23 protein-coding genes are annotated in these 22,533 nt (G+C 39.9%); 15 read left to right on the forward strand and 8 right to left on the reverse strand.

Annotation, left to right across the window (positions count from 1 at the left end; all coding sequences use genetic code 11):
- Nucleotides 1-116 precede the first annotated feature (116 nt).
- The 3 genes from KME09_16715 to ispF all read right to left on the reverse strand — a co-directional run bounded on the left by KME09_16715 (nucleotide 117) and on the right by ispF (nucleotide 4,816).
- Nucleotides 117-3,176 carry a peptidase domain-containing ABC transporter gene (locus tag KME09_16715; GenBank protein ID MBW4535580.1) on the reverse strand — a complete coding sequence of 1,020 codons (3,060 nt, stop codon included), beginning with the start codon at nucleotides 3,174-3,176 and terminating at the stop codon, nucleotides 117-119.
- A 14-nt stretch (nucleotides 3,177-3,190) separates the two neighbouring features.
- Nucleotides 3,191-3,931 carry a peptidylprolyl isomerase gene (locus tag KME09_16720; GenBank protein ID MBW4535581.1) on the reverse strand — a complete coding sequence of 247 codons (741 nt, stop codon included), beginning with the start codon at nucleotides 3,929-3,931 and terminating at the stop codon, nucleotides 3,191-3,193.
- 399 nt (nucleotides 3,932-4,330) lie between these two features.
- Nucleotides 4,331-4,816 carry a 2-C-methyl-D-erythritol 2,4-cyclodiphosphate synthase gene (gene ispF / locus KME09_16725; protein MBW4535582.1) on the reverse strand — a complete coding sequence of 162 codons (486 nt, stop codon included), beginning with the start codon at nucleotides 4,814-4,816 and terminating at the stop codon, nucleotides 4,331-4,333.
- A gap of 62 nt (nucleotides 4,817-4,878) precedes the next feature.
- Between ispF and KME09_16730 the strand changes: the two genes are divergently transcribed.
- The 8 genes from KME09_16730 (at nucleotide 4,879) to KME09_16765 (ending at nucleotide 9,590) form a co-directional block, all read left to right on the forward strand.
- Nucleotides 4,879-5,277, forward strand: coding sequence for a hypothetical protein (locus KME09_16730; GenBank protein MBW4535583.1), 399 nt, complete (start codon nucleotides 4,879-4,881; stop codon nucleotides 5,275-5,277).
- A 299-nt stretch (nucleotides 5,278-5,576) separates the two neighbouring features.
- Nucleotides 5,577-6,122, forward strand: a complete 546-nt coding sequence (locus KME09_16735; protein ID MBW4535584.1) for a DUF2808 domain-containing protein — start codon at nucleotides 5,577-5,579, stop codon at nucleotides 6,120-6,122.
- 229 nt (nucleotides 6,123-6,351) lie between these two features.
- The gene (gene rpmH / locus KME09_16740; GenBank protein MBW4535585.1) at nucleotides 6,352-6,489 is read left to right on the forward strand and encodes a 50S ribosomal protein L34; all 138 of its coding nucleotides are present in this window, start codon (nucleotides 6,352-6,354) and stop codon (nucleotides 6,487-6,489) included.
- Between the two features lie 14 nt (nucleotides 6,490-6,503).
- On the forward strand, nucleotides 6,504-6,875 hold the full coding sequence (gene rnpA / locus KME09_16745) for a ribonuclease P protein component (protein MBW4535586.1): 372 nt from the start codon (nucleotides 6,504-6,506) through the stop codon (nucleotides 6,873-6,875).
- Entirely contained in the window at nucleotides 6,865-7,260 is a 396-nt protein-coding gene (locus tag KME09_16750) for a PH domain-containing protein (protein MBW4535587.1), read from the forward strand. The genes rnpA and KME09_16750 overlap by 11 nt, the downstream gene beginning before the upstream one ends.
- Before the next feature lie 100 nt (nucleotides 7,261-7,360).
- The gene (yidC, locus tag KME09_16755) at nucleotides 7,361-8,515 is read left to right on the forward strand and encodes a membrane protein insertase YidC (GenBank protein ID MBW4535588.1); all 1,155 of its coding nucleotides are present in this window, start codon (nucleotides 7,361-7,363) and stop codon (nucleotides 8,513-8,515) included.
- Nucleotides 8,516-8,533: 18 nt separating this feature from the next.
- Nucleotides 8,534-9,022 carry an RNA-binding protein gene (locus tag KME09_16760; protein MBW4535589.1) on the forward strand — a complete coding sequence of 163 codons (489 nt, stop codon included), beginning with the start codon at nucleotides 8,534-8,536 and terminating at the stop codon, nucleotides 9,020-9,022.
- Nucleotides 9,023-9,077: 55 nt separating this feature from the next.
- Nucleotides 9,078-9,590: a DUF177 domain-containing protein gene (locus KME09_16765; GenBank protein MBW4535590.1), complete on the forward strand. Its 513-nt coding sequence runs from the start codon at nucleotides 9,078-9,080 to the stop codon at nucleotides 9,588-9,590.
- Between the two features lie 104 nt (nucleotides 9,591-9,694).
- Here KME09_16765 and KME09_16770 read toward each other — a convergent pair whose 3' ends face one another.
- Nucleotides 9,695-10,846, reverse strand: coding sequence for a spondin domain-containing protein (locus KME09_16770; protein MBW4535591.1), 1,152 nt, complete (start codon nucleotides 10,844-10,846; stop codon nucleotides 9,695-9,697).
- 354 nt (nucleotides 10,847-11,200) lie between these two features.
- On the opposite strand from KME09_16770, the gene KME09_16775 reads away from it, so the two are divergent.
- The 6 genes from KME09_16775 (at nucleotide 11,201) to KME09_16800 (ending at nucleotide 14,880) form a co-directional block, all read left to right on the forward strand.
- Nucleotides 11,201-11,371, forward strand: coding sequence for a hypothetical protein (locus KME09_16775; GenBank protein ID MBW4535592.1), 171 nt, complete (start codon nucleotides 11,201-11,203; stop codon nucleotides 11,369-11,371).
- Between the two features lie 142 nt (nucleotides 11,372-11,513).
- Nucleotides 11,514-11,915, forward strand: a complete 402-nt coding sequence (locus KME09_16780) for a CAP domain-containing protein (GenBank protein ID MBW4535593.1) — start codon at nucleotides 11,514-11,516, stop codon at nucleotides 11,913-11,915.
- A 219-nt stretch (nucleotides 11,916-12,134) separates the two neighbouring features.
- The gene (locus tag KME09_16785; protein ID MBW4535594.1) at nucleotides 12,135-13,424 is read left to right on the forward strand and encodes an FAD-binding oxidoreductase; all 1,290 of its coding nucleotides are present in this window, start codon (nucleotides 12,135-12,137) and stop codon (nucleotides 13,422-13,424) included.
- A gap of 113 nt (nucleotides 13,425-13,537) precedes the next feature.
- Entirely contained in the window at nucleotides 13,538-13,735 is a 198-nt protein-coding gene (locus tag KME09_16790; protein ID MBW4535595.1) for a hypothetical protein, read from the forward strand.
- Between the two features lie 99 nt (nucleotides 13,736-13,834).
- Nucleotides 13,835-14,053 carry a hypothetical protein gene (locus tag KME09_16795; protein ID MBW4535596.1) on the forward strand — a complete coding sequence of 73 codons (219 nt, stop codon included), beginning with the start codon at nucleotides 13,835-13,837 and terminating at the stop codon, nucleotides 14,051-14,053.
- An 86-nt stretch (nucleotides 14,054-14,139) separates the two neighbouring features.
- Nucleotides 14,140-14,880: a hypothetical protein gene (locus tag KME09_16800; protein ID MBW4535597.1), complete on the forward strand. Its 741-nt coding sequence runs from the start codon at nucleotides 14,140-14,142 to the stop codon at nucleotides 14,878-14,880.
- Here KME09_16800 and KME09_16805 read toward each other — a convergent pair.
- Nucleotides 14,877-16,208, reverse strand: coding sequence for a pentapeptide repeat-containing protein (locus KME09_16805; protein ID MBW4535598.1), 1,332 nt, complete (start codon nucleotides 16,206-16,208; stop codon nucleotides 14,877-14,879). The two genes, KME09_16800 and KME09_16805, sit on opposite strands and share 4 nt — an antisense overlap.
- 306 nt (nucleotides 16,209-16,514) lie before the next feature.
- On the opposite strand from KME09_16805, the gene KME09_16810 reads away from it, so the two are divergent.
- Nucleotides 16,515-17,279: a PspA/IM30 family protein gene (locus KME09_16810; protein ID MBW4535599.1), complete on the forward strand. Its 765-nt coding sequence runs from the start codon at nucleotides 16,515-16,517 to the stop codon at nucleotides 17,277-17,279.
- Nucleotides 17,280-17,477: 198 nt separating this feature from the next.
- Here KME09_16810 and KME09_16815 read toward each other — a convergent pair whose 3' ends face one another.
- The 3 genes from KME09_16815 to KME09_16825 form a co-directional block, all read right to left on the reverse strand.
- The gene (locus tag KME09_16815) at nucleotides 17,478-18,812 is read right to left on the reverse strand and encodes a hypothetical protein (GenBank protein ID MBW4535600.1); all 1,335 of its coding nucleotides are present in this window, start codon (nucleotides 18,810-18,812) and stop codon (nucleotides 17,478-17,480) included.
- Between the two features lie 213 nt (nucleotides 18,813-19,025).
- Entirely contained in the window at nucleotides 19,026-20,477 is a 1,452-nt protein-coding gene (locus tag KME09_16820; protein ID MBW4535601.1) for a tetratricopeptide repeat protein, read from the reverse strand.
- A gap of 336 nt (nucleotides 20,478-20,813) precedes the next feature.
- Nucleotides 20,814-22,256 carry a cytochrome ubiquinol oxidase subunit I gene (locus KME09_16825; GenBank protein MBW4535602.1) on the reverse strand — a complete coding sequence of 481 codons (1,443 nt, stop codon included), beginning with the start codon at nucleotides 22,254-22,256 and terminating at the stop codon, nucleotides 20,814-20,816.
- Nucleotides 22,257-22,533 lie beyond the last annotated feature (277 nt).

A 22,533-nucleotide genomic window follows, 5' to 3' on the forward strand; every position in this document is an offset into this window, starting at 1 on the left:
ATCGTCTTCTGAGAATAAACCAAAGTCAAATAAGCGTTACGAATTTTAGTTATAAAAAAGCCTGAGATCTAAATCTCAGGCTCAAACATATTAACTCAATTGATTGGCTAAAGCTTTTAAACAGATGATTCTTGCTGTTGATAGAGATAGCAGTAGCGACCTTTGAGTGCCATTAATTCCTCATGTGTACCTCGCTCAACAATTGAACCCGCATCCATCATGACAATCGTATCGGCATTTTTAATCGTGCCTAAACGATGCGTAATAAAGAACACAGTACGTCCTTTGAGAGCCTCTTTGAGATTACGAGATACCTCTTGCTCGGTAGCAAAATCTAGGGCGCTAGTCGCCTCATCTAGAACCATCATGGCTGGTGCTTGGAGAATCGTACGAGCGATCGCAATCCGCTGTCTTTGACCCCCAGAAAGCGCCGATCCTCTTTCTCCTACTCTAGTGTTATAACCATTCGGTAGGGTCATAATAAAGTCATGAGCAGCAGCAATTTGAGCAGCAGCAATTATTTCTTCGGTAGTAGCATCAGGATTAGTTAGGGCAATATTGTCTAAGATTGAGCCTTCAAATAGTAGAGTGTCTTGTGGCACAACACCAATCTGACGACGTAGAGAATAAAGTTCTACACGGTTAATATCATAGCCATCAACTAAAATTCTGCCCCCTTCGGGTTCATAGAGTCGCGATAACAGCTTAGTCACCGTGCTTTTACCCGCGCCACTTTCTCCCACAATCGCCACAAAAGTACCAGGCTCAAACTCGGTGGTCACATTTTTAAGCTGTAGTGGGCCACTGCTTTTGAAACGGAAGGAAAGGTTATCATATTTGACTCGACCTCTAATGGCTGGCATAGGAATATTGTTGCGATCTTCTTCTCCTTCTTCGGGATGATCGACAATATCAGCTAGGCGTTCTAAAGATAAAGCAGTCTCTTGGAAATTCTGCCACAGAGTCGCCAGACGCATTACAGGAGTAGTAACATAACCAGCGATAATTCTGAAGGCGATTAATTGACCCAGAGTAAGTTTTCCATCCAGAACTAAATAAGCACCCATCCCCAAAATCAGGACGCGCGAAATTTTATTGAGAAAGTCACTGGCAGATTTAGCCAGAGTAGAAGTAATAACTGTTTGAAATCCAGTAGAAATATAGCGGGCATAACGTTCTTGCCATTTCCAGCGCGATCGCAATTCAATGTTTTGCGCCTTAACCGTTTGAATCCCCGTTAAAATCTCAACTAAATATGACTGAGTTTCAGCGTTGCGTTCGGCTTTAACTCTCAACTCTTTCCGAATTTGGGGGGAAAACATGAGAGTCAAACCAATAAATACAGGAATAATTGCTAGAGATAGCGCCGTTAACAACGGGCTATATGCCAACATTACCAATACATATAATACTGAGAATACGCAATCAAGAACTACTGTTAAGGCTGTTCCTGTCAAAAATTGACGAATTTTTTCTAATTCATTAACCCTGGTGGAAATTTCCCCCACAGGTCGCCGTTCAAAGTAGCGCAGGGGCAGTCTTAGCAAATGATCGATAATCTCTGAACCCAGGCTTAAATCGATCCGATTAGTAGTATCAACAAATAGGTAAGTACGTAAAGTCGTTAGTAAAGCCTCAAAAACATTAATCGTAATCAGAAATCCTATTAACCACCAAAGAGTATCGGGACTATTTTGACTAATTACCTTATCAATGATGACCTGAATCATCAATGGATTAGCCAGTTGAAATAGCTGAACAAAAAATGAAGCAATAAAAACTTCAATTAATACCCGCTTGTATTTTTTCAAAGCAGGATAAAACCAATTTAAGCCAAATCTTTCTTGGGGCGTATCCTTGGTTTTTTTGAGTAGCAATATTTCTCCGCCATCACCCCAGCTTTCAATAAAGTCTTCAGGTTTATAGCGACGTACACCCAATTCAGGGACGGCAATTACTAATTCTTGTTCATTTAGTTCATAAATGACGGCTAGACTATCTTGCCAATTAACTAAACAAGGGCCTTCTAAACGAGTAATTGACTTGGCAGGAATATTAATTAGCTGAGGATTAAGCCCCATCAATTCCGAAATACCACCACACAAAGGTAAAGATAGAGTCGGCGATCGCTCAAGCTGTTCTGTCAACACCCGCTTAATTACTTCTTTGCGGAAAGGCATACCAAAATGCTTGCTCAACATTTGAAAACAAGCTACTCCGACTTCTAAAGTGGTCTTACCACGATAAAAAGGATAGTCTTTCTGGACTGGCTCAACAACTTCTTCATCACCCTGGAAAGCGTAACCTTCTCCTAGTCCTTCTGAATCATCAAAATCTCCCTCAGCTAAATCTAGACGAGGTACGATATTGAGATCATCTTGCAAAAGCTCATCAAAAGCACTAAATTCTCGATCTACCTCGTCTTCTTCACCTTCTTCAAACCAACAGGTTTTAGGAATAGAGATCAGGCGAGCTGGTTGATTGCCTGCTACGGTGACAGTCTGAAGATCTTTGGTGAAAGCTAAACGATTGCCTACAGAAAATTCATTTACCGAACCACCACTGACCAACCACACCAAACTAGGATCGATTAATGGCTTGGCAAGTTCTTCATTTAACTGATGTTCTCCAGGGGGAAGATAGTATACCTGCGCCATTTCCGCGATCTTATTCGCCAGTTCTGCCAATTCCCAATCGCCTTGAGCCTGTTTTTCTAGCTGAATTCCCAACAGGTCAAAAACCTCAACTTTGGCGGGTTTAAGTCTATATTCCGCCGCCAACTCAGGATATTGATCCAGCAGCTTTAAAAAATACTCATTGTCCAGGGCTAGGCAAACTACTTCCGTACTAGCCATCGCTGTTTCACAAGGTATGCCCCGCGCCAGATTGACCCAACCAATAATTTCTCCTGGTTTTAGCTTATCTAGGGTGGTAGGCATCTTCGTGCGGGGGTCATAACCCAGTAGCCTGACTTCCCCTTCAGAAATAATTGCTACCTGTCCCTGCATCTTTTCCCGCATAATCATTACCTTACCCACCCCGAACCGCAATGGCTTTAAGTGAGGAGCAATTTGGGCGATCGCTTCGGGAGAAAGTTGATTAAATTGTGGAACTAGTGAGAGAAACTGCTCGACAATCTTGGTAGTCTTAGTAGTATTGATATTAGTGTTGGTCATGAGTTAGGTAAGCCTTATGAGGTTACGGGGCTAGAGAAGAAGGATACTTTTTGCTGGATTGATTCATTCAGCCAGCGATTGAATAACTCATCCAGCATTCTTTGTCGCATGGGCTGATCGAGTTTAGCTGAAATATAATTCTCTAACCGCACAATGACAATCCATTCGCCGACACGAGTAGGGGGAACTAATTGACCAGCCTGGCAAGTAGTCAGAATTTGAGCAATTTTGGGATGGGGAGCATTAATTTCTACAGGGCCAATTAGACCCCCTGTTTGCGCTTCAGTCCCTTGAGAATATTCCATGGCTAAGGCGCTGAATGCGTTTTGGTCGTCTTTAATGCGGAAATATAACTCTTGAGCAACCTCTGCTTTGGCGACGCGAATTAAAGAATAGACCACGCGGTCTAGTTGAGACTTGCGCTGAATAAAATAAGCATCCACATGATCGCTCCAAGTTTCCTGCTTATATTTATCTATTCTTAATTTTTTCGTAATTAGGTTTTGTAATTGCTGGCGGTTCATGCCCTGCTTGTCTAACCACTCTTGCACTTTTTCTTCAGAGGTAAGCTGATTTTGCTGACAAAACTGCTCAAAGATAGTGGTATTTTCTTCTTCGCTACATTTAATTTGGGCGATCGCTCTGTCCGTTAAGATCTCTTGGGCAAGTTTGGGTAGAATTTGATATTGAGTCAGCAGAGGAATAAGATCCTCGGCTGTATAAACTTGGTTATCTACTTCTAAAACTACACTCATATTTTTTGAGTTATTGATGATGATAGGCTAATAAATACAGATAATTACAACTGATTACAACTAATTTTATGATAAGCAACTTAAATTACAACTTTTACAACTTTACGCCATAACTTTATGATTTGATCTGCCGAATCTGCCTTGGTTTAAGCTTTCCTCCCCCCAATTTGGCTATCCTAATTTAACCTAGTTTGCCTAGAATGACACATCTGCGCAGCTTTTTCAGCTTTTTGGTAATTGCGTGAATCTACTATGATGAATTCAATTACACTTACCATTAAGCAGTAAATAATTAGGTCAACCTAATAAAACAGTTATTAATTGAAGGATCGAGAACAGATTAAAGTTAAGGTGCAAAAACGCCATCTTCTGCGCGTAAGGAGCGAACCTATTTTACTTTTATTTGGTCGAGTTATTTAGCAGAACTACTGCATAAGCACAAATTCCTTCCTCTCTACCAACAGGGCCTAATCTTTCGTTGGTGGTTGCCTTGATACTCACTTGTTCTAAATCTAAAGCTAGAGCTTCTGCCAGAGTGGAGCGCATAGCTTTTAAATGAGGCTTGAGCTTTGGCTGTTCCGCGACGATCGTGGAATCAATATTACCAATTTGCCACCCGTGCGACTGGATAATTGCTAAAACTTGTTTGAGCAGCATGATGCTATTAGCTCCTTTCCATTTGGGATCGTCAGGCGGAAAATAATGGCCAATATCTCCCAAGCCTAAAGCACCTAAAAGAGCATCCATGATTGCATGGGTTAAAACATCAGCATCGCTGTGTCCCAATAACCCCAAAGAATGAGAAATCTCGACTCCTCCTAGAATTAGTGGTCTATTCGCCACCAGTTGATGTATGTCATAGCCATTGCCAATACGAATGTTCATTGTTTGAATGAATTATCCTAGATTAGTTTCTGTATTAAATTTACTGTTGGAGTATTAAAAGTATGCCAAATCGTCTTCGTGCTTTTTATCGACAAACAATCTTGACAAGTATCTTAACTGCTTGCGTTGCCACAATTGCTACTCCTGCTTCAAGTCAAATTTTACCCGAAGTATGGGGAACAATCGGCTCGGTTGACGATCTTGTTAGTTATGGTGCTGGGGTTAGATTTGCTGGGGTAGGTGTGGAAATTGGTACAGGAGAAGAAGGTGCTACGGGGGCAGATTTCCTCACGTTTATTGGTTTTCCTGTGGTTTCTCCCTATGCGGGACTCGGTTATTACACTGGGGATGAAACGATCGCCTATTCAGCAGGTATTCACGTTGGCGCAGGTAAAATAGTTATTGGTGGCGGATATCATTCCGTTCGGGGTATTAATGGTCAATTGGGTTTTAAATTTTAATTAGACGCGAAGGACGGACGCGCAGCTAATCCTTTAGGGCGAAGCTTATCCGCAGGTGTATCCGTGATGGACACCTGCGGATAGACCCTTTAGGGCAAAAGATTTAATTTTTGCCAACCAAATAAGTGACACTTTTCAGCCTCTAGTTCGTCCGATCATTTGATAACCTAGCTACAATCACCTGCATAATTTGCATAATTGTCTGTCAAAGTTAAATAGCAAAGTCTTTTAACATCTCATCCATCACGCTTGAAATATTAACCTGGAATAAACTTTTAGTTTAAATAATCAAAATAACTATGTTGTTCTCTAAATCTAAATTGCACTTGAAACCCATACTTACCGCTTTAACTCTTGCTGCCTGTACCTTTGGGGGAGTTCATACCATTGCCCAGGCTCAAGGTAGTTCTGGTCTGCTTCTATTTGGTAACAAAGATGTAGACATTCTTAGTTACTATCTTGATTTTGGTGGTGTTGCTGAAAATCGCGATCGCTACCGTTTGAGAATTCCCAAACAAAAATTAGCCAACGGTGTAACTCAGTTGGTTATTTCCTATCCCGACTATTTCGATGGTAAATTTAACACTGATAAAATTGAAGTTAGAGTTGACGGTAAAAAAGATAATTCGTTACCACTTAAAAATGTGGTTTGGGACGAAAAAAATCACTTGATCCAAATTGACCTGGCTGAACCTCTTTTAAAACCCAAAAAACTTGAGTTAGTCTTTTCTAACGTAAGAAATCCTGATGTGGGAACATACTATTTTTATGCTCAAGTAGTTCCTGCGGTCAACGCACCTATCCCACAACGAGTTGGCGCTTGGGTGATTAGCATCAATCCTTAAATAAATGTAGTTAAAATTGCGTTGAAATTGCCGATTCGACCTCTGGCAGTGTTTAAAGATTAAAAAATAGGTTTATTTTACTTTTTTGCAAGCGACATAAAGTTTGTAAACTATAGCTTATAGCTAAAATATATCTATTAAATTCAAAAAGGTCAGTAATTCTATTGTAAAATTACAGATTGTGGCTTTTGTCAAGCACATTGACTGTAATTTATAAAGGAAATAACCAGTGACCCAGCGTACTTTAGGCGGAACTTCCCGCAAACAAAAAAGAAAATCGGGCTTTCGCGCTCGTAAGCGTACCAGTAACGGCAGAAGAGTAATCTCTGCTCGTCGCAAAAAAGGTCGTCATCGTTTAGCAGTTTAGTTTGAGTATTTGAGTTGGGACTACCAAAACCCCATCGGTTGCGAGATCGAAGAGATTATAGGGCTGTTTACGCACAGGGCATCCGTCGTTACAGTCCTCATCTAACTCTGTTTGCCCTTGACTGTAGGGATACAAAAGGTGCGGATTTCCCCCCAGCAAGTAGTTTTGGCATTTCCATTAGTAAAAAAGTAAGTAAAAAAGCCGTAGTGCGCAATCGGCTTAAAAGACAGATCAAAGGAGTCATCAGAAACTATTTGCAGGGAATTGAACCTGGCTGGAAAATCGTAATTGCAGTCAAACCCCAAGCAATAAAATGCAAATATGAACATTTTTTGCGAGAATTAGAAGAGTTATTAAAACAAGCAAAAATAATCAATGGGTATTAAAGAAGAGGTTTATTACGAAGGTGGTCCCCACGTTGGAGATTTAATTTTTAATATATTTTTAGCATTTACAGTAATCTGCATTCCCTTGACTGTTGGGGCAATTGTCAGAGCTTTGTGGCTTCGCTATCGGATTACAGACCGCCGTATTTGTGTAACTGGGGGTTGGAGAGGTACGCAAAGAACAGATATTATTTATTCTGAGGTCATGAAAATTGTTAAAGTTCCTAGAGGAGTTGGTTTGTGGGGAGATTTAGTGATTACCCTCAGAGACAAAAGCCGTCTAGAAATGCGTGCGGTTCCTCAATTTAGAGAGATTTACGACTATATCTCAGAAAGGGCAGCAGATAAGACAGGTAGACCTTTAGAGTCGATTAGAGTCAACTAAATAGCAGAGTATACAGTTTAGATCGGTTTTCCTCACGGGCGATCGATTAAACTGGACTGGCAATTATAATTATTCCATAAAAGGCTAAACAGATTAAAAAATGGACTTTGGTATCGGCTTCCTCTCAAATAATATCATGCTCCCCATCCTGGATTTTTTCTATGGATTAGTGCCGAGTTATGGTTTTGCGATTATTGCTTTGACAATTGTAATTCGTTTTGCAGTAGTTCCTCTGAGTGCAGGACAAATTCGCAACATGCGAAAAATGAAGATCGTTCAGCCGATGATGAAGGAACGACAGGAGCAAATTAAACAGAAATATAAAAACGACCCTGAGAAACAGCGAGAAGAACAGGCTAAAGTAATGCAGGAGTTTGGGAATCCTTTGGCGGGATGTCTGCCATTGGTCTTGCAGATGCCCATCTTGTTTGCCCTCTTTGCCACTTTGAGAGGATCGCCCTTTACTGACACTCCCTACGATATTAACGTTCAGATTCTGCCACAAGAACAGATCGAACGTGTTGCGCCTCAACCTTTTGCGACTAAGCCCAAGAATATTTATATCGAAGATGGTATCCATGAGAGAATCGCCGCTATGTTGCCTGGTGGTAACAAGTTAGCAGTGGGTGAAACTACCAAGGTGGAACTACAAACTCCTGATGGCAAATCCTTAAATACCCTGCTTAAAGAATACCCAGAGAGCAATATTAAGTCTGATTTAAAAGTTACCAAAGGTTTTGAGCGAGTAAGCATTAATGAAGATGGTACAATCACTGCTCTAGAACCAGGAGACGCGACCATTCAGGTAACAATTCCTGGGATTGCAGCTAATACTGGCTTTTTGTTCATTGAAAAGCTTGGTCGAGTCGGTGTAACTAATGAAGATGGTGGCATCAACTTTGATATTTTGGCAATGGTCTTGATGTTTGGTGTGGGTATCTACGTCAACCAACAGCTGAGTGGAACGCAAAATGCTACTGCTGGTGCAGATCAGCAACAGGCAATTAATAAGATTACGCCTTTGTTGTTTAGCGGGATGTTCTTATTTTTTCCCCTCCCTGCGGGTGTATTAATGTATATCGTTGTGGCAAACTTCTTCCAAACTGGTCAAACTTGGTTCTTAATGCGTGAACCTCTTCCAGATGATCTCCAGAAAATTCTTGATGAACAGGAAAAAGCAGAAGCTGCCACTAATAGAGATGCTTTACCATTTGAGAAAAAGCGTTCTAAGAAGAAAGAAAAAACTTCAGGTTAATAACCATTATCAACTATTGTGAAAAGTCAATTGAGTTTGGGAAAAGAATGGTTAGAGCAGCTACTTACTCTAATGGGTGTGGCTGCGGAAGTTAAGACAGAAGGGTTTGAAACGGTAAGTGCTGATTCAGACTTCAACTGGCTAAGTATTAGCGCTGATGATTTAACCGAGACGCAAAAGCAGCAGCTAATTGGTAACAAAGGTGAAAGTATTGATGCGATTCAGTATTTGACTAATACTATTCTTAATTTAGATACAGATCCAGAAGTACAAAGTTCTTTTGTGGTTGAGCTTGATGGTTATCGAGTTCAACGTAACCAAGAATTAGCAACCTTGACTCAAGATGCGATCGCTCAGGTACAATCAACAGGTGAAGAAGTGGCAATACCTGGCTTATCTTCAGCCGAAAGAAAACAAATACATTCTTTATTAGAAGGCTCGGAAGGCCTGAGTAGCGAGAGTCGTGGTCAAGAGCCAAACCGTCAGTTGGTAATTTTGCCTCGATAGTCTTGCCTAATGCCATCAGTGCGCTAATATCCAAATGCGTCATATTAAGTAAACAATGGAACCGATATATATTCCTCATCTGCTCAAAGCACCTAAAAGAACGGCAGAAATCATTGTAGATGATAATATTTCAGGCTTGGACACGTTAGTTCCTGTTAAGGGATTTATCTCAGTACGTCACGGAGGTAATTTTTTAGAGATTGTTTCCATAGCGGAGACAATTACTACTTTAGTTTGCGATCGCTGTTTACAGCATTATAATCATCGTTTGGCGATCGATACTTCGGAGTTAATCTGGCTCGAATCTGAATTAGAAAACGCGCAAGATCTTCCCTCTGAAAGAGAAGTGCATCTAGAAGATCTTTCCGAAACTTTACCCCCTAATGGACATTATGATCCTGAAGTCTGGCTTTTTGAACAGCTATCTTTAGCCTTACCCTTACGGAAAATCTGTGGTGCAGACTGTCCTGGAGCAAGCATTAAAACAACTTCAGATGATCATTATGTCGATCACCGCTGGTCTTCTTTGGCTGCCTTAAAAGAGCAATTAAACAGTACTCAAGACTAAGTAGGTTTAAGCATCGAGTATCGAATACCAACAATAATTTAATTGAGTAGTAAGAGTTGAATTTTGAACTCTTACTTTTTTTATGGCAACTAATTACTATTCATCTATATTTCGGGGACTGGTTCTGCATAGAATGCAATACCATTTTCTCCTACTGCTTGGAAATCAGGTGATTTAAGATAAGAATCTTTCTCTTCGATTGAGGCAGTATAGAAATTAGCATCTAACTTAGAATTATAAAAAGCATAGACAGGAACTGTTCCCGCTTCTTGCATCTCATAACCATAAAAAGCAATTCCCCCAAACGAGTAGTCAAAGTTTTTGTCCATGACAGCAAGTTCCTCTTCTGATGAAGCGTATAAATATGCTCCCGTATCGCTACTGATAAAACGATACACGGGAGTAACACCCGTCAGATCTGCTAGAGACTCTGGTTCAGGCGCACTCAGAAAAGAACTTTCTTTTAACTCATAATTAGGTTCGTTTTTAATTAAGGAGTCTTTCTCTATCTCTGAAATAGTATAGTATTCTCCCTGAGTTTCGCTTTCAACAAAACGATAAACTTCACTCTTATCGCTATCAACGCTAGGTATTTCTTCAGCAGTAACGGTAATCCTAGCCACATTATAATTATCAGCAGTGAAATCGGCGTTGGCAAAATCTGAAGAACTTAAGATTCTACCTTTTGACTTCAAGCCTGAATGAGTCCGAACTACTCCAGAGGCAGTTGTTCCCGTATTCGGTTCTGTTTGTCCTAAGAATGCTGTATTGGATTGAGCCTCATCATTTACTTCTACTCCTGCATCTAAGACTCGATCGCCAGAAATCACCAAGTCTGCGCCGATAAAATTTCCCTCTTCGTCAAATACAGGAATAGAGGTGGGATTATCATTGGCGATAAAAGCATCATTAGATGGTATCACCATTGAGGCGTAGTTGAAAAAACGACTATTAGGATCGTCGCTATCTAGAGTAAAAGTTTGACTGACACTTTCTCCAGGATCTATAACCCCTTCCACACCATCAATGCCAACTAGCGTTCCCTCAACTGTTCCACTACCACTATTGATAAATTCGGCTGACACCCCAACAGTATTACCGTCTTCAGCTAAACTTTCTAATCCCAGTGATGCTGGTTTATTGTGGTCATAGAGATCGAATTCGCCATTATGAAACCCGACCCAAGTAGGGGTGATGAATGTACCATTTTCGGGAGCAAGATTTTCAATGGTTACAGTAATGTTAGTCTGAGGCATTTTCTGACTACTCGATTATTTAAACTATAATTTTTTTTCTTACTTCTTAGCTAAATCTCGATTATCTAAAATGTCAATATAACTAAAAATATGAGTATTTTCACTGAATATTTTCTAATTAAATCAAGTATTATAACAAGTGTATTAATGCATTTGAGTTTAAACTATTTGCTTTATAATTAAGGTTTAAAATTTTAAATTGCTATTATTTTTTGAAACATTATTTTCATGAATTTTATAGTTAAGTAAAAATCTCGATCTCAAAATAGTAGTAAAATTAGTATTCTAAATAAGCATTGGGATTACAACAATATATAACGTTTCTCACATTAGTTAGATACACTTCGGTTGTATTTGAAAAAAGGGGAAAGAGGAAAAGGGAAAGGGAAAGGGAAAGGGAAAGGGAAAACGATGTATCTCATTTATTTGAGAATTGCTATAGATGTAATTCAATTAGTTAATATTATTCATTTATTAGTGCCAGAAGTAATTTTTTCTGGTAAAAAAAAGGTGATTACTTTATGATTTACTATAATTTAAGACCATAAGTAGTTTTGATGTCACCTAATATCACCTGATGATTTTATATTTTATTTATCTAAATCTATTTGACTAAGCGCAACAAATATTGGTAGGGTGCCAAGGAATAATTCAATAGTCTTAATGTATGAATAATACAGATTCTTTCGATCAACAGATTCTTAATTTAGTAAATGAAGAACGCGCTAAAGTTGGAGCTGATCCTCTACAAATTAATGAACAATTAGATCAAGCTGCCGATCTTCATAGTCAAGATCAAGCTAGTATCAACACTATGTCTCATACTGGCTCAAATGGTAGTAATATGGGTAGTCGTGTTCAGGACACTGGTTATCAATATTCAACAGCAGGTGAAAATGTCGCTGCTGGTTACCCAGATGCAGAAGCTGTTATGGCTGGTTGGATGGGAAGCGATGGTCATCGCGAAAATATTCTCGATCCTAACTTTGAAGATCTAGGAGTAGGATATAGTGTAGGGGATGATGGCAATGCTTACTGGACTCAGGTTTTTGGGGCAGATATGGCTTAGGAGCAATAATTTTCTTCTAAATCACCAAATCAAGCAGAAAAAATAGTTACTCAAAGCGATCGCCTGACCATCATATTTGGTTAAAAGCGATCGCGATCTTGCTCAAAACATAAATGGATTGGTTGCTCCCCAATAGTTAACTAGAAGAAGTACTATTAGCACTTCAAGAAGTTATCAAAGATTTTCTGGATCATGATGACAGAAACACCAAGCTAAAATATGACCACTGCGATCGCCACTGTACTAAAATCAATTACTGATACTGAACTGATTGAACTAGATCATGCTGATGTCTATTGGCACAGAATTTATCAAGTAGTCAACAGTAGCGCGCCGATTTATCTCTTATTTCCCCAAACTATTGAGGCTCTAGCTGAAATTGTAAAGCAGGCATCCCAGCAGCAATGGCGCATTTTAATCTGCGGTAACGCCAGTAAAATCAACTGGGGTAAGATTACTCAGAATATTCAGTTGGTAGTTAGTACTCAAAAATGCGATCGCCTAATTGAACATGCGGTGGGAGATCTTACGGTGACGGTGGAAGCGGGGATGAAGTTAGCTGATTTGCAGTCAAAATTGCGATCGCACCATCAATTTTTACCCCTAGATTCCCATTATGCCGATGCCACTTTAGGCGGAATTGTCGCGACGGCAGATGCAGGAAGTTGGCGACAGCGTTACGGTGGCGTACGAGATTTATTACTGGGCTTGTCTTTTGTCCGTGCTGATGGAGAGATTGCCAAAGCAGGTGGTAGAGTGGTCAAAAACGTGGCTGGCTATGACCTGATGAAGTTGTTTACGGGTGCTTATGGTACTTTGGGCGTAATGACTCAACTTACCTTTCGTCTTTATCCCTTAATAACTACTTCTCAAACACTATTATTAACGGGAACAGCAGAACAGATTACTCAAGCCACTCAAACTATCCGTAATTCTGGCTTAACGCCTACAGCAATGGATTTATTATCAGCCACGGTAATTGAGCAGCTAAATTTAGGCTCAGATATGGGCTTGATGATCCGCTGGCAAACAATTCCTGAAAGCATTGAACAGCAGATGTTACAGGTACAGGCGATCGCTAAACAGTTAGGTTTGGCTACTAGTATTTATCAAGATGAGCTAGAAGAAAAGCTGTGGCAAGACTGTGGCAAAATTATCAATCTTCCCGAATCAGCGGAGATAGTGACCTGCAAACTGGGTATTGTTCCTAGCAAAGCCGTGGAATTACTAGCTCAAATTGACGATCGCCATATTAATATCTCAGCTAGAGTTCATGCTGGTAATGGATTAGGAAGATTACAACTCAAGACCAATTATGAGCTACTAGAGCAAATGCGATCGCACTGTCAGCAGAACCAAGGTTTTTTAACTATTCTGGATGCACCCCAAGCAGTTAAACAACAGATAGATATTTGGGGGTATTCAGGTAACGCTCTCAAAACCATGCAGGCGATTAAAAATCAGTTTGATCCACAGAACATTTTAAATCCAGGTCGTTTCATTGTTTAACAGCAAGATTTAAACTCTGATTATTTTCCCTCAGATAGTCAGTTTTGCCCTCTCTAAGTTCTGCCTGAGAAATTAAATGCTACAATAAGTATGACATTATAAGTTAAAACAATATGGTTCAAAGACTTAAACGGTGGGAATCTCCCCGTAAACAAGGACGTAACGACAAAGGAAAAGGTGGCACTGCCAGAGCAAGACAACTTCGTAAACGAGAACAAATGCTACGACAGAAGTTGAAAAGCAATGATTCATCAAAACCAGAAAAATTCAAGCAAGAAGAGAGGGAAGTAATACTCCCTCTTTTTTATTGACTACTTTATTTGTTTTATTTGTCTGTCTAAAACCGATCGACACCTTAAAAGCTATAATTTATCAATTTCACATCTAGGATCGCCAATATCATCAAGTCTATGTCTTTAGAAATAATTATTGCGATCGCAGCAGCAATCATTCTGTTGCTGTTATTTACTTGGTTACTCAATGTTCTTAAGTCAACTATCAAAACAGTCTTAATAATTGTGGCGATTTTGATCTTGTTACAGATTAGCTTGGGAGTCAATTCAGAGCAGATTATCCAAGCAATATTGCAAATAATAGAACGCATTCAAGAGTTAATCTTTGCTAAGTAGAGCAGTAGGGCGATTTTCCCAGTCAAAGGTTAAGCTAGACATTTCAATTAAGCTAACTCTCTATTTGACTTTATTTCTATCCAGCTATGTCGCCCAAGAATCAAAATAATCGTACTAAAGAATCGTCAATTAGTTCTCAGTTAAAGTCGAGTATTGTCCACAAACCCTTTGAGACAGGGACAATCAATATTTTTAATCCTTATCGAGCTAAAAATAAACCCCATGATCGATTAGATCAATTAGCTGCACCAAAGCTGTATTTAGATGCTCAACTACAATCCGAGCAATTTGCGACTAATTCAGAAGTTGCAGATCATCAGTCCAATTGGTTAGATCGCTTACTCAACCCCTGGAGTATTAGCGCGATCGCTATGATCTTTTTGGTCAATTTAATCTCAGGAGCAGTCATTTGGCGCAATTCTCGTTCCCTTGCTAGTGTTGAACCAGTTGAAGCTGTAGCTAGTTTGGGGAGTGCGAATATTGCCAGTGAGGAATTTATGCCTCTTAACCTAAGTACTCTAAGTCGATTAAAGATGGCAGAAGATTTAACACCATCTACCCTTGTCGCGCCGATTATTCCTGCTCTAGCACCGATTAATCTGGCACGCTCAGCGATCAATCCACAATATTATTACCTACTCACTGAATATCATGGCGATTCTTCCCTAGCTTTAGCCAAACAAAAAGTTGAGCAAGTTTCTCTGGTAAATCTTCCTCAAGGAATATTTATTTACTTGGGTGCATATAAAGATCGCGCTCAGGCAGAACAGTTTGTCGCTCACTTAAAACAAGAAAATTTGACGGCTCACATTTATCCTCCCGACTAGTTTTGTTCATAGGCGCTAAATAGCTCCTGTCTTATTTTTCGCTTAATATTGATATTTTTAGGAGTAGCAAAACTTTCTTTCCCTAAAGCAAGTAAATTGTATTCGTGGCGAAAAGATTCTGTAATCGCTACCCTTTCGGTGCTAAGTTTGACCTTCATTTTAACTACAAACCGATGATTAGACTTGGCTTCAACATATCTTAGTTGCATTTTATGAGCTGGAAATTTTTGCTGTAGGGATTTAAATGCATCAAGCATAATTACCCAGTTAATATCTTCATTGAAAGTTACCTCAACTGAATCCATCAAATCTTGAAGCATTGTTTCAAACTCACTGGAGCGAAGATTATCCTGATGATTTTCAGGCAACCGTTTCTGCTGAGCGCTTGCTAAATACAAATATTGGCAAACCACTTTAGAAAAACTAGTCTGACCATTAATTTTAAGATTTTCAAAACAAGCACCAGTCAAAATTGATTGATTGAAATTGGTAGTCCATGCCTTAGCAAGTATCAAATCAGCTTGGGTTAGGTTTGCATCGGTTAAATTTGCACCTGTTAAATCAGCTTGGGTTAGGTTTGCATCGGTTAAATTTGCACCTGTTAGATTAGCTTGGGTTAGGTTTGCATCGGTTAGATTTGCACCTGTTAAATTGGCTAAACTCAAGTTAGTGGCACTAAAATTTGCATCTGTTAAATCAGCTAAACTCAAGTTTGTTTTGAACAGCTTAGCTTTAGTCAAATTAGCTTCGTTGAGATTTGCTTGCTCTAGGTAGGCGCGGGTTAAATTTGCGGTAGTAAAATTAGCCTGAACTAAATTAGCATGATTAAAGTTTGTATCCTCTAACTGTGCTAGCTCTAGGTTGGCTCTGGTTAGATTCCCTCCCGTAAAATTAGCGCCCTTAAGATTGGCTTGATGAAAGTTGGCTCCCGACAATTGAGCTCCAGTAAAATCGACAACCCTCAAGTCTGCACCAGTAAAATTAGCCAAACTCAAGTTTGAGCTAATAAATCCTGCGCCACGGTAGTTCGCCTTAATTAGGATAGCTCCTGTTAAATTGACCCCACAAAGGCTGGCACCACTTAAATTAGCTTCACTTAAATTAGCTCCCGTTAAATCCGCACCATCAAAATTTGCCCCACAAAAATTACATTTAATTAGTGTCGCTCCTGCCAGATTAACTCCTGTTAAGTTAATTCCCAGTAAAATTTCGCCACTTAAGTTAATTCCTCTCAAATCTAACTGAAGATAGCGGTTTCTTTTTCGCCATTTGTTCCAAGATTTAACACCACGTTTAAGAGCAGTCAAGCATTTTTTATCGACCATCATTACCTTTTAATTAAATTGTAATAATTTTGTTTTTTTGCCCTAAATTATACATAGTACTTTTCCTTATGTAGCAATTAACTCTAATTAATTTTATTTTTAGCTAATTCAGCGTCAAAAAAGTCGCGTATTTTTGATTCAAGCAGGCATTTTATTTAACGATCGACAGTACACTAAAAGAATATGTCACACTAGAAACATAAAGAGCGGTAATTACTCTCTTAATCAAAAATTGGTGGTGGATTTAGTATCCTGGAATCTACCAAACCTAATATTTTTTTTGTAAACGGTTATAAGGATATACAAGTCATGGGATTATTTGATCGCCTTAGCAGAGTTGTTCGAGCCAATATTAACGATCTAGTCAGTAAAGCTGAAGATCCTGAAAAAGTCTTGGAACAAGCTGTCATTGATATGCAAGAAGATCTAGTGCAGCTTCGTCAAGCTGTTGCCAGATCGATCGCCACTCAAAAACGTACCGAGCAACAATATAACAAAAATCAAACAGAGGCTAGTAACTGGCAGCAAAGAGCCCAGTTAGCATTGTCTAAAGGTGATGAAAACCTAGCTCGTGAAGCACTGGTACGTAAAAAATCATTTGCTGATACTGCCACCAGTCTCAAGACTCAATTAGATCAGCAAAGCGGTCAAGTTACAAGCTTAAAACGTAACTTAATTGCCTTGGAGAGTAAAATCTCGGAAGCTAAAACTAAAAAAGATATGCTGCGCGCTAGAGCTAATGCAGCTAAAGCAAATAAACAGCTACAGGATTCCATGACCAACATTGGCACTAGTACCGCTATGGGTGCATTTGAGCGCATGGAAGAAAAGGTCATGGCATTGGAGGCGGAATCGGAAACCGCAGGCGAATTGGGTGGTAGTGGTATCGAACAGCAGTTTGCTGCCTTGGAAGCAGGGAGTGGGGTTGATGATGAGCTAGCTGCGATGAAAGCACAACTATCAGGTACTTCTGTCGAAACTCCCAAATTAGAAGCAGCCGCCCCCTCCGCTAGTCCCCAAGATGCTGTAATTGATGCCGAGCTAGACGAATTGCGTTCTCAACTTGATAAATAATTGACTATTTTTAAAACTATTGATGCAGCAGGTAGTGATTAACATTACCTGCTATTTTTTATATGGCGTTAGTGAATGCATAATGATTTAAATAGAAAATTGACGTAAATGAAATCATTGTCTGACCAACAGCCAGCGCATTTTGAAGAAGAAACGACTCTTGGCGGATAAAAACAGTAAAGTTTGCCAAGCTTACGGCTACCACCGTTCTACATCCTGAATCTCAATCAAAATCTCTACCACAGACTCCTGCCCTCCTATCGCATAGATTACAGCAGCTAGTGCCAGCATATGATGTGCAAACTCCTGCTTGGATAGTGATAGCCATAGCCAGTGTCTCGTAGTTTGCCAAAGGGGAAGAAGTTCGTCTGTTGGCATCTTCGACATTTGAGAGGCTAAGGCAATCAAAATTTTAATGCGATCGCTCTTAGATCTAATACCATCAACAATGCTAAATGCTTCGGGTAAGAGTTCGGATGACAGATGAGGTGCTATATCTGTGAGAGCTTGGACGCGATAAGATTCATGATGTAGACCTTTGACGACAGCGAGGACTTTTGATAACAAGTTAGGTGGCAGCTTAGGTATTAAAACTGAGAGGGCTGTAGCGATCTCCCAATCTTCTTCCTCGCTTTTAATGGCATCGAGAGCTTCCTGTAACACTTCTGCTTGTAACGCCTCTGGGAGCATGGGTGCTAGATCCGCCAGGGATACAGAACGACACCAGTCCTCTTCGACAGCCCTAGCAGAATCAAGAGCTTTTTGTAACACTTCTGCTTGTAACGTCGTCTCTGGCAGAACATCGGCTACAGCCGTTAAAGCTCCAGAACGATATACATTGTCGCGAAAATCTGTAGATGGAAGAGACTTGGCTGCGGTAAGTGCTTCTAATACCACCTCGGTTCGTAGCGTCTCTGGTAGCTTGTCTGCTAGTGCAGAGAGAGCCAAAGCGCTAGTATATTCAGTGTTTAAGTTAGGATTCTTAGCCAGATCGAGTGCTTTTAGCAACAAATCGGGTGACAGATGAGGCGCCAGGACTTTTAGAGCCTGAACGCGATTAATCCCAGATGGCAGAGCCTTACCAATGGCGAATGCTTTTGGTAGCAAATTAGGTGGCAGCTTGTCTACCAATTTCTCCAATGCGTTGAGACGAAAATTTTCATCAAACCCAATAGACTCGATCGCAACCAATGTCTTTTGCAGGACTTCTTCTTTTGTATCCTGCGGTAAATAATCGACAATCTCAGTTATAGCTCGAACGCGATTAAATTCAGATGGCAGAGTCTTGCTAATGGCGAGTGCTTCGGGTAACAGATCGGGTGGCAGCTTGTGTATTAAACTCTTCAGTGCATTAATACAATCTTTGCCACACTCTATAGACTTGACTGCAACCAGTGCTTTTTGCAAGACTTCTTCTTTTATATCCTGTGGTAAGTAATCGACAATCTCCGTCAGTAAACTTGCTTGAATTTGGGAATCTGTGTTTTGTAAAGCATAAGTTAGCGCTTCTAGAATTTGTGTTCGTCTCATCATGAGATTTACTTAAATAGGCGTTGCTGATTTGAAGTACACCATTAATGATGTTATGGCCGAAAAGAAATTCATAGATTCTTTCTTTAGGGTTGCAGCTCTTTAAAATCACACTAACACAGGTTTATTCTGTCTTTTGCAACTTTTTGCGACACACCCATCATGACAATTCGGCAACGCCTTTTATATTTATTTGACTCAGACTCAACAAGTTAACTAAGCTTTATTCTTTGCCCTGGCATAACAAGCTTCCGCTTCGTCAGTTTTCCCTTGAGTGGTCAAGAGCTTGCCCAAAACTAAATAAGCCTGATGGAAGTTGGGATTGAGTTTAATGGCATGGCGTAAACAGGCGATCGCTTTATCTACTTGACCTAGCTGAAAAAGATGTTGTGCTAAACCAAAATGTTCTTCAGGCTTGACTAAATCTGGCTTGAGGTCGAAAGCTTTAAACCAACAGAGTATTGCCTGGTCTTTTTTGGCAATTTTAAAGTAAACTTGAGCTAAATTACGGTAGGTTTGCACAAAATAGGGATCGAGTTCCACTGACTCTTGATAGCAACTAATTGCTTTAAGCCACTGCTGTTTTCGAGCATAGGAATTACCCAAGTTATGCCAAGAAACAGCCGAATTGGGCCGCTGAGCTACAATTGACGATGGTAAAATTTCCGCTGATTTAGCCTCTGGTTTAGGTGTATTGTTAGGTGATGGTGCGATCGCTTGGGGTAATTGCTGAACAACTTGATGTTGGTTGGCAGAAGATTTAGACTTGGACAGCAAGTGTTTAATTGGTTTTGTTAAAGCTAAATTATCATCGGCTGACTCGCCATTAGATAAAGACATTAGCTGATGATAAAAAACTACTGCCTGTTGCCATTCCTCTAACTCTTCTAAAATTTTCACTAATCTTGCTAGTTGAGTTGTGGCTTGGGGATTGAGCCTGACTCCATGAATATAAAAAATACTGGCTTCTTTGAGTTTTCCTGCTCGATCGAGGCGATCGCCAAAACTAAAATACTCGGAAGCCGAAAGCTTTTCTGGTTCAAGGTTAACAGCTAGACAAAGACAGTCTAAGGCTTGTTCTGTATCTCCTAATTCTTCCCAAATACGTGCCAAGCTACGATACGCTCCAGCCAAATTAGGATCGATAATTATTGCTTGTTGATAATAATCTAAAGCCTCTTGCCATTTTTTTTGTTCAGCGTAGAAGCTGCCTAAATTAGCATAGATAGGTGCAGAATTAGGATTAATTTCTAGTGCCTTGGCATATACCCCTAACGCCTCGGCTTTCTTGCCTTTAATTTTTAAAATGTTACCAAAAATTTTATAGGCATCAGCATTTTGGGGATTCAACTGCAAAGCATTTTTACAGGCAGCGATCGCATCACGCCAATTGCGATCCTGAAAATAAATCCAGGCTTGTTCTACATAAATTTGGGCGATCGCTTTTTTCTGCTGTTGATTTGGTCGATTTGGTTGATTTTCTTGATTTTCTTGATTAGTAGATTTGATGAGCGCCAGAGAATGCTGAGAATGTGGCAAATTATTCTCAGGGTTGCTGCCTAAAGAAACAAGATTTGAGGATTTTAAAGTATTGTTCATTAAAAAACCAGGAGTAAAATAATTCGACGCTGCAAAATAAATCACTCGACCTTTTACAGTAGTTTTCATGCTTGATAGACTACGCTGTTTATGAACTAGCTTTTAGCTTTTAGCTTTTAGCTCTTAGCTTTTTAGAGTTCAACTCATGTATTCCATTCAACTGAAAATTGCAGTAATTCAAGGCAAATTGGCGTGACTATCGAGCAACATAGACAGTTATTAGCGATGGTCAATCTTATCTCAGAAAATTATCAATCGCCAGATTTAAATTTTTACTCTGTTAGTTTTCAATGACTAAGATCGAGTACCGATCATGACTTTAAATAAAATGATTCCCCGACGCGATGCTAGTGCTAAAGCATACCGCTACGCATATCCTTTAGGGCTAGTCCCTAGATTCATTGTTCATTGTTGAGCCTCTGCGCGGCGACTATCGGGAATAGGTTCTGCTGGAGTAATATCCAATTCGGGAGATATATCTTTACCAGGAACAGGTAAATCAAAATTTGGCCCTTTACGAATAATACTGCTACCGAAATAAAGAGCGAATACAAACAAGATGCTATAAACGATCGCAAAAGCAGTCAAAGAGGTAAGTACATTACCAGGAGGTAGTTGGGAAGCAGCATCAACGGTACGAATTTCTCCGTATACTGTCCAGGGTTGTCTCCCGACGCAACGCACGATCCAACCACACTCGACGGCAATATATCCTAGGGGGGCAGAAAATAGCCAGAGTCTTAACAGCCATTTTTGTTGTGTAATATCTGCTGGCGATAGTTTTCCTCGTATCCACTGTAAAACGGTAATTGCCATTAATCCTGCCAAAATAAAGCCGATCGCAATCATGATTCTAAAGGCATAATAAACCAAGCCAATCTGATGAGGTCGATCTTCAGGGGCATATTCTTTTAAACCTAATACGGGTTCTGATAGTTGAGGCTTAATTTCCAGAATATAGCTTAATAAGCCAGGAATTGAGATTTCCCAGTTGTTTTTCTCGGCTTTGTCGTTAGGAATTGCTAACATACTCCAAGAAGGCGATTCCCCCGCAGGAATCGTGTCCCATTGTGCCTCCATCGCCGCTAGTTTAGTTGGTTGATAGTGGTACACTTGCTCGCCACTTAAATGTCCAATATATAGCTGGAGAGGAGTAACAGCGATCGCGATCGCTAAAACAATCTTAAAAGAAAGAGTGAAAAATTCTGAATTACGTTTATTTAGTAAATACCAAGCGCTAATCCCGCCGATGACAAACAACGAGGTTTCCATTGTGGCAAAGAACATGTGGAGAACACTATTGAGCATGAACGGATTAAAAATTGCCTGAAAGTAGTCAGTGACTACAAAATTACCATCAATAAAATTTCCCCCCACAGGAGTTTGTAGCCAAGAGTTAGCGCTTAAAATCCAGAAGATCGATAAATTTGCACCAAGAGCTACCATAATTGTTGCAAAGTAGTGCATGATTGGCGGCACTCGTTCCCAGCCGAACAGCATGATGCCTAGAAAGCCAGCTTCCAAAGCAAACGCCATGGACGCTTCAAAACCGAGAACACTGCCAAAAAAGTCTCCTACCGCCTGAGAAAATGGGGCCCAATTAGTACCAAATTCAAATTCCATTGGTAGCCCTGAAGCTACGCCGACCCCAAAATTTAGGACATAGAGTTTTGCCCAGAAACGAGCATGATAGTAATAGTTTTCGTTACGAGTTTTCAGCCATAGTCCTTCTACCACAATCAGATAGATGGCCATGCCAGTTGTCAAAACTGGCCAAAGCATATGAAAGATTGCTGTTAAGGCAAACTGTAATCGCGAGAGGACTACTGTATCGGATAAAAATTCCATTGCTATTATCTTGATTAAGCCTGATAAATTAGGTTGTAGAAGTGTTGCCTTAAGTTGAAAAATAAACTTCTACTCTTGTCTGTTTCAGTCTAACGATTATCTAGATGGGCAATGGTTAAATAAAGCTTTATCAATTCCGCTGTTTAGTTTGAGGGAATTATTTTTTTCAGTCTGGAAAGAGGGTTATCTAGAGTTTGTTTACCGAAAATACCGAACTGCTGAACATAGTAATGAATTGATAATTAATATTATGATTGAATCAAAATATTAATAGCTT

It is taken from the genome of Pleurocapsa minor HA4230-MV1 (genome assembly GCA_019359095.1).
Taxonomy (GTDB): domain Bacteria; phylum Cyanobacteriota; class Cyanobacteriia; order Cyanobacteriales; family Xenococcaceae; genus Waterburya; species Waterburya minor.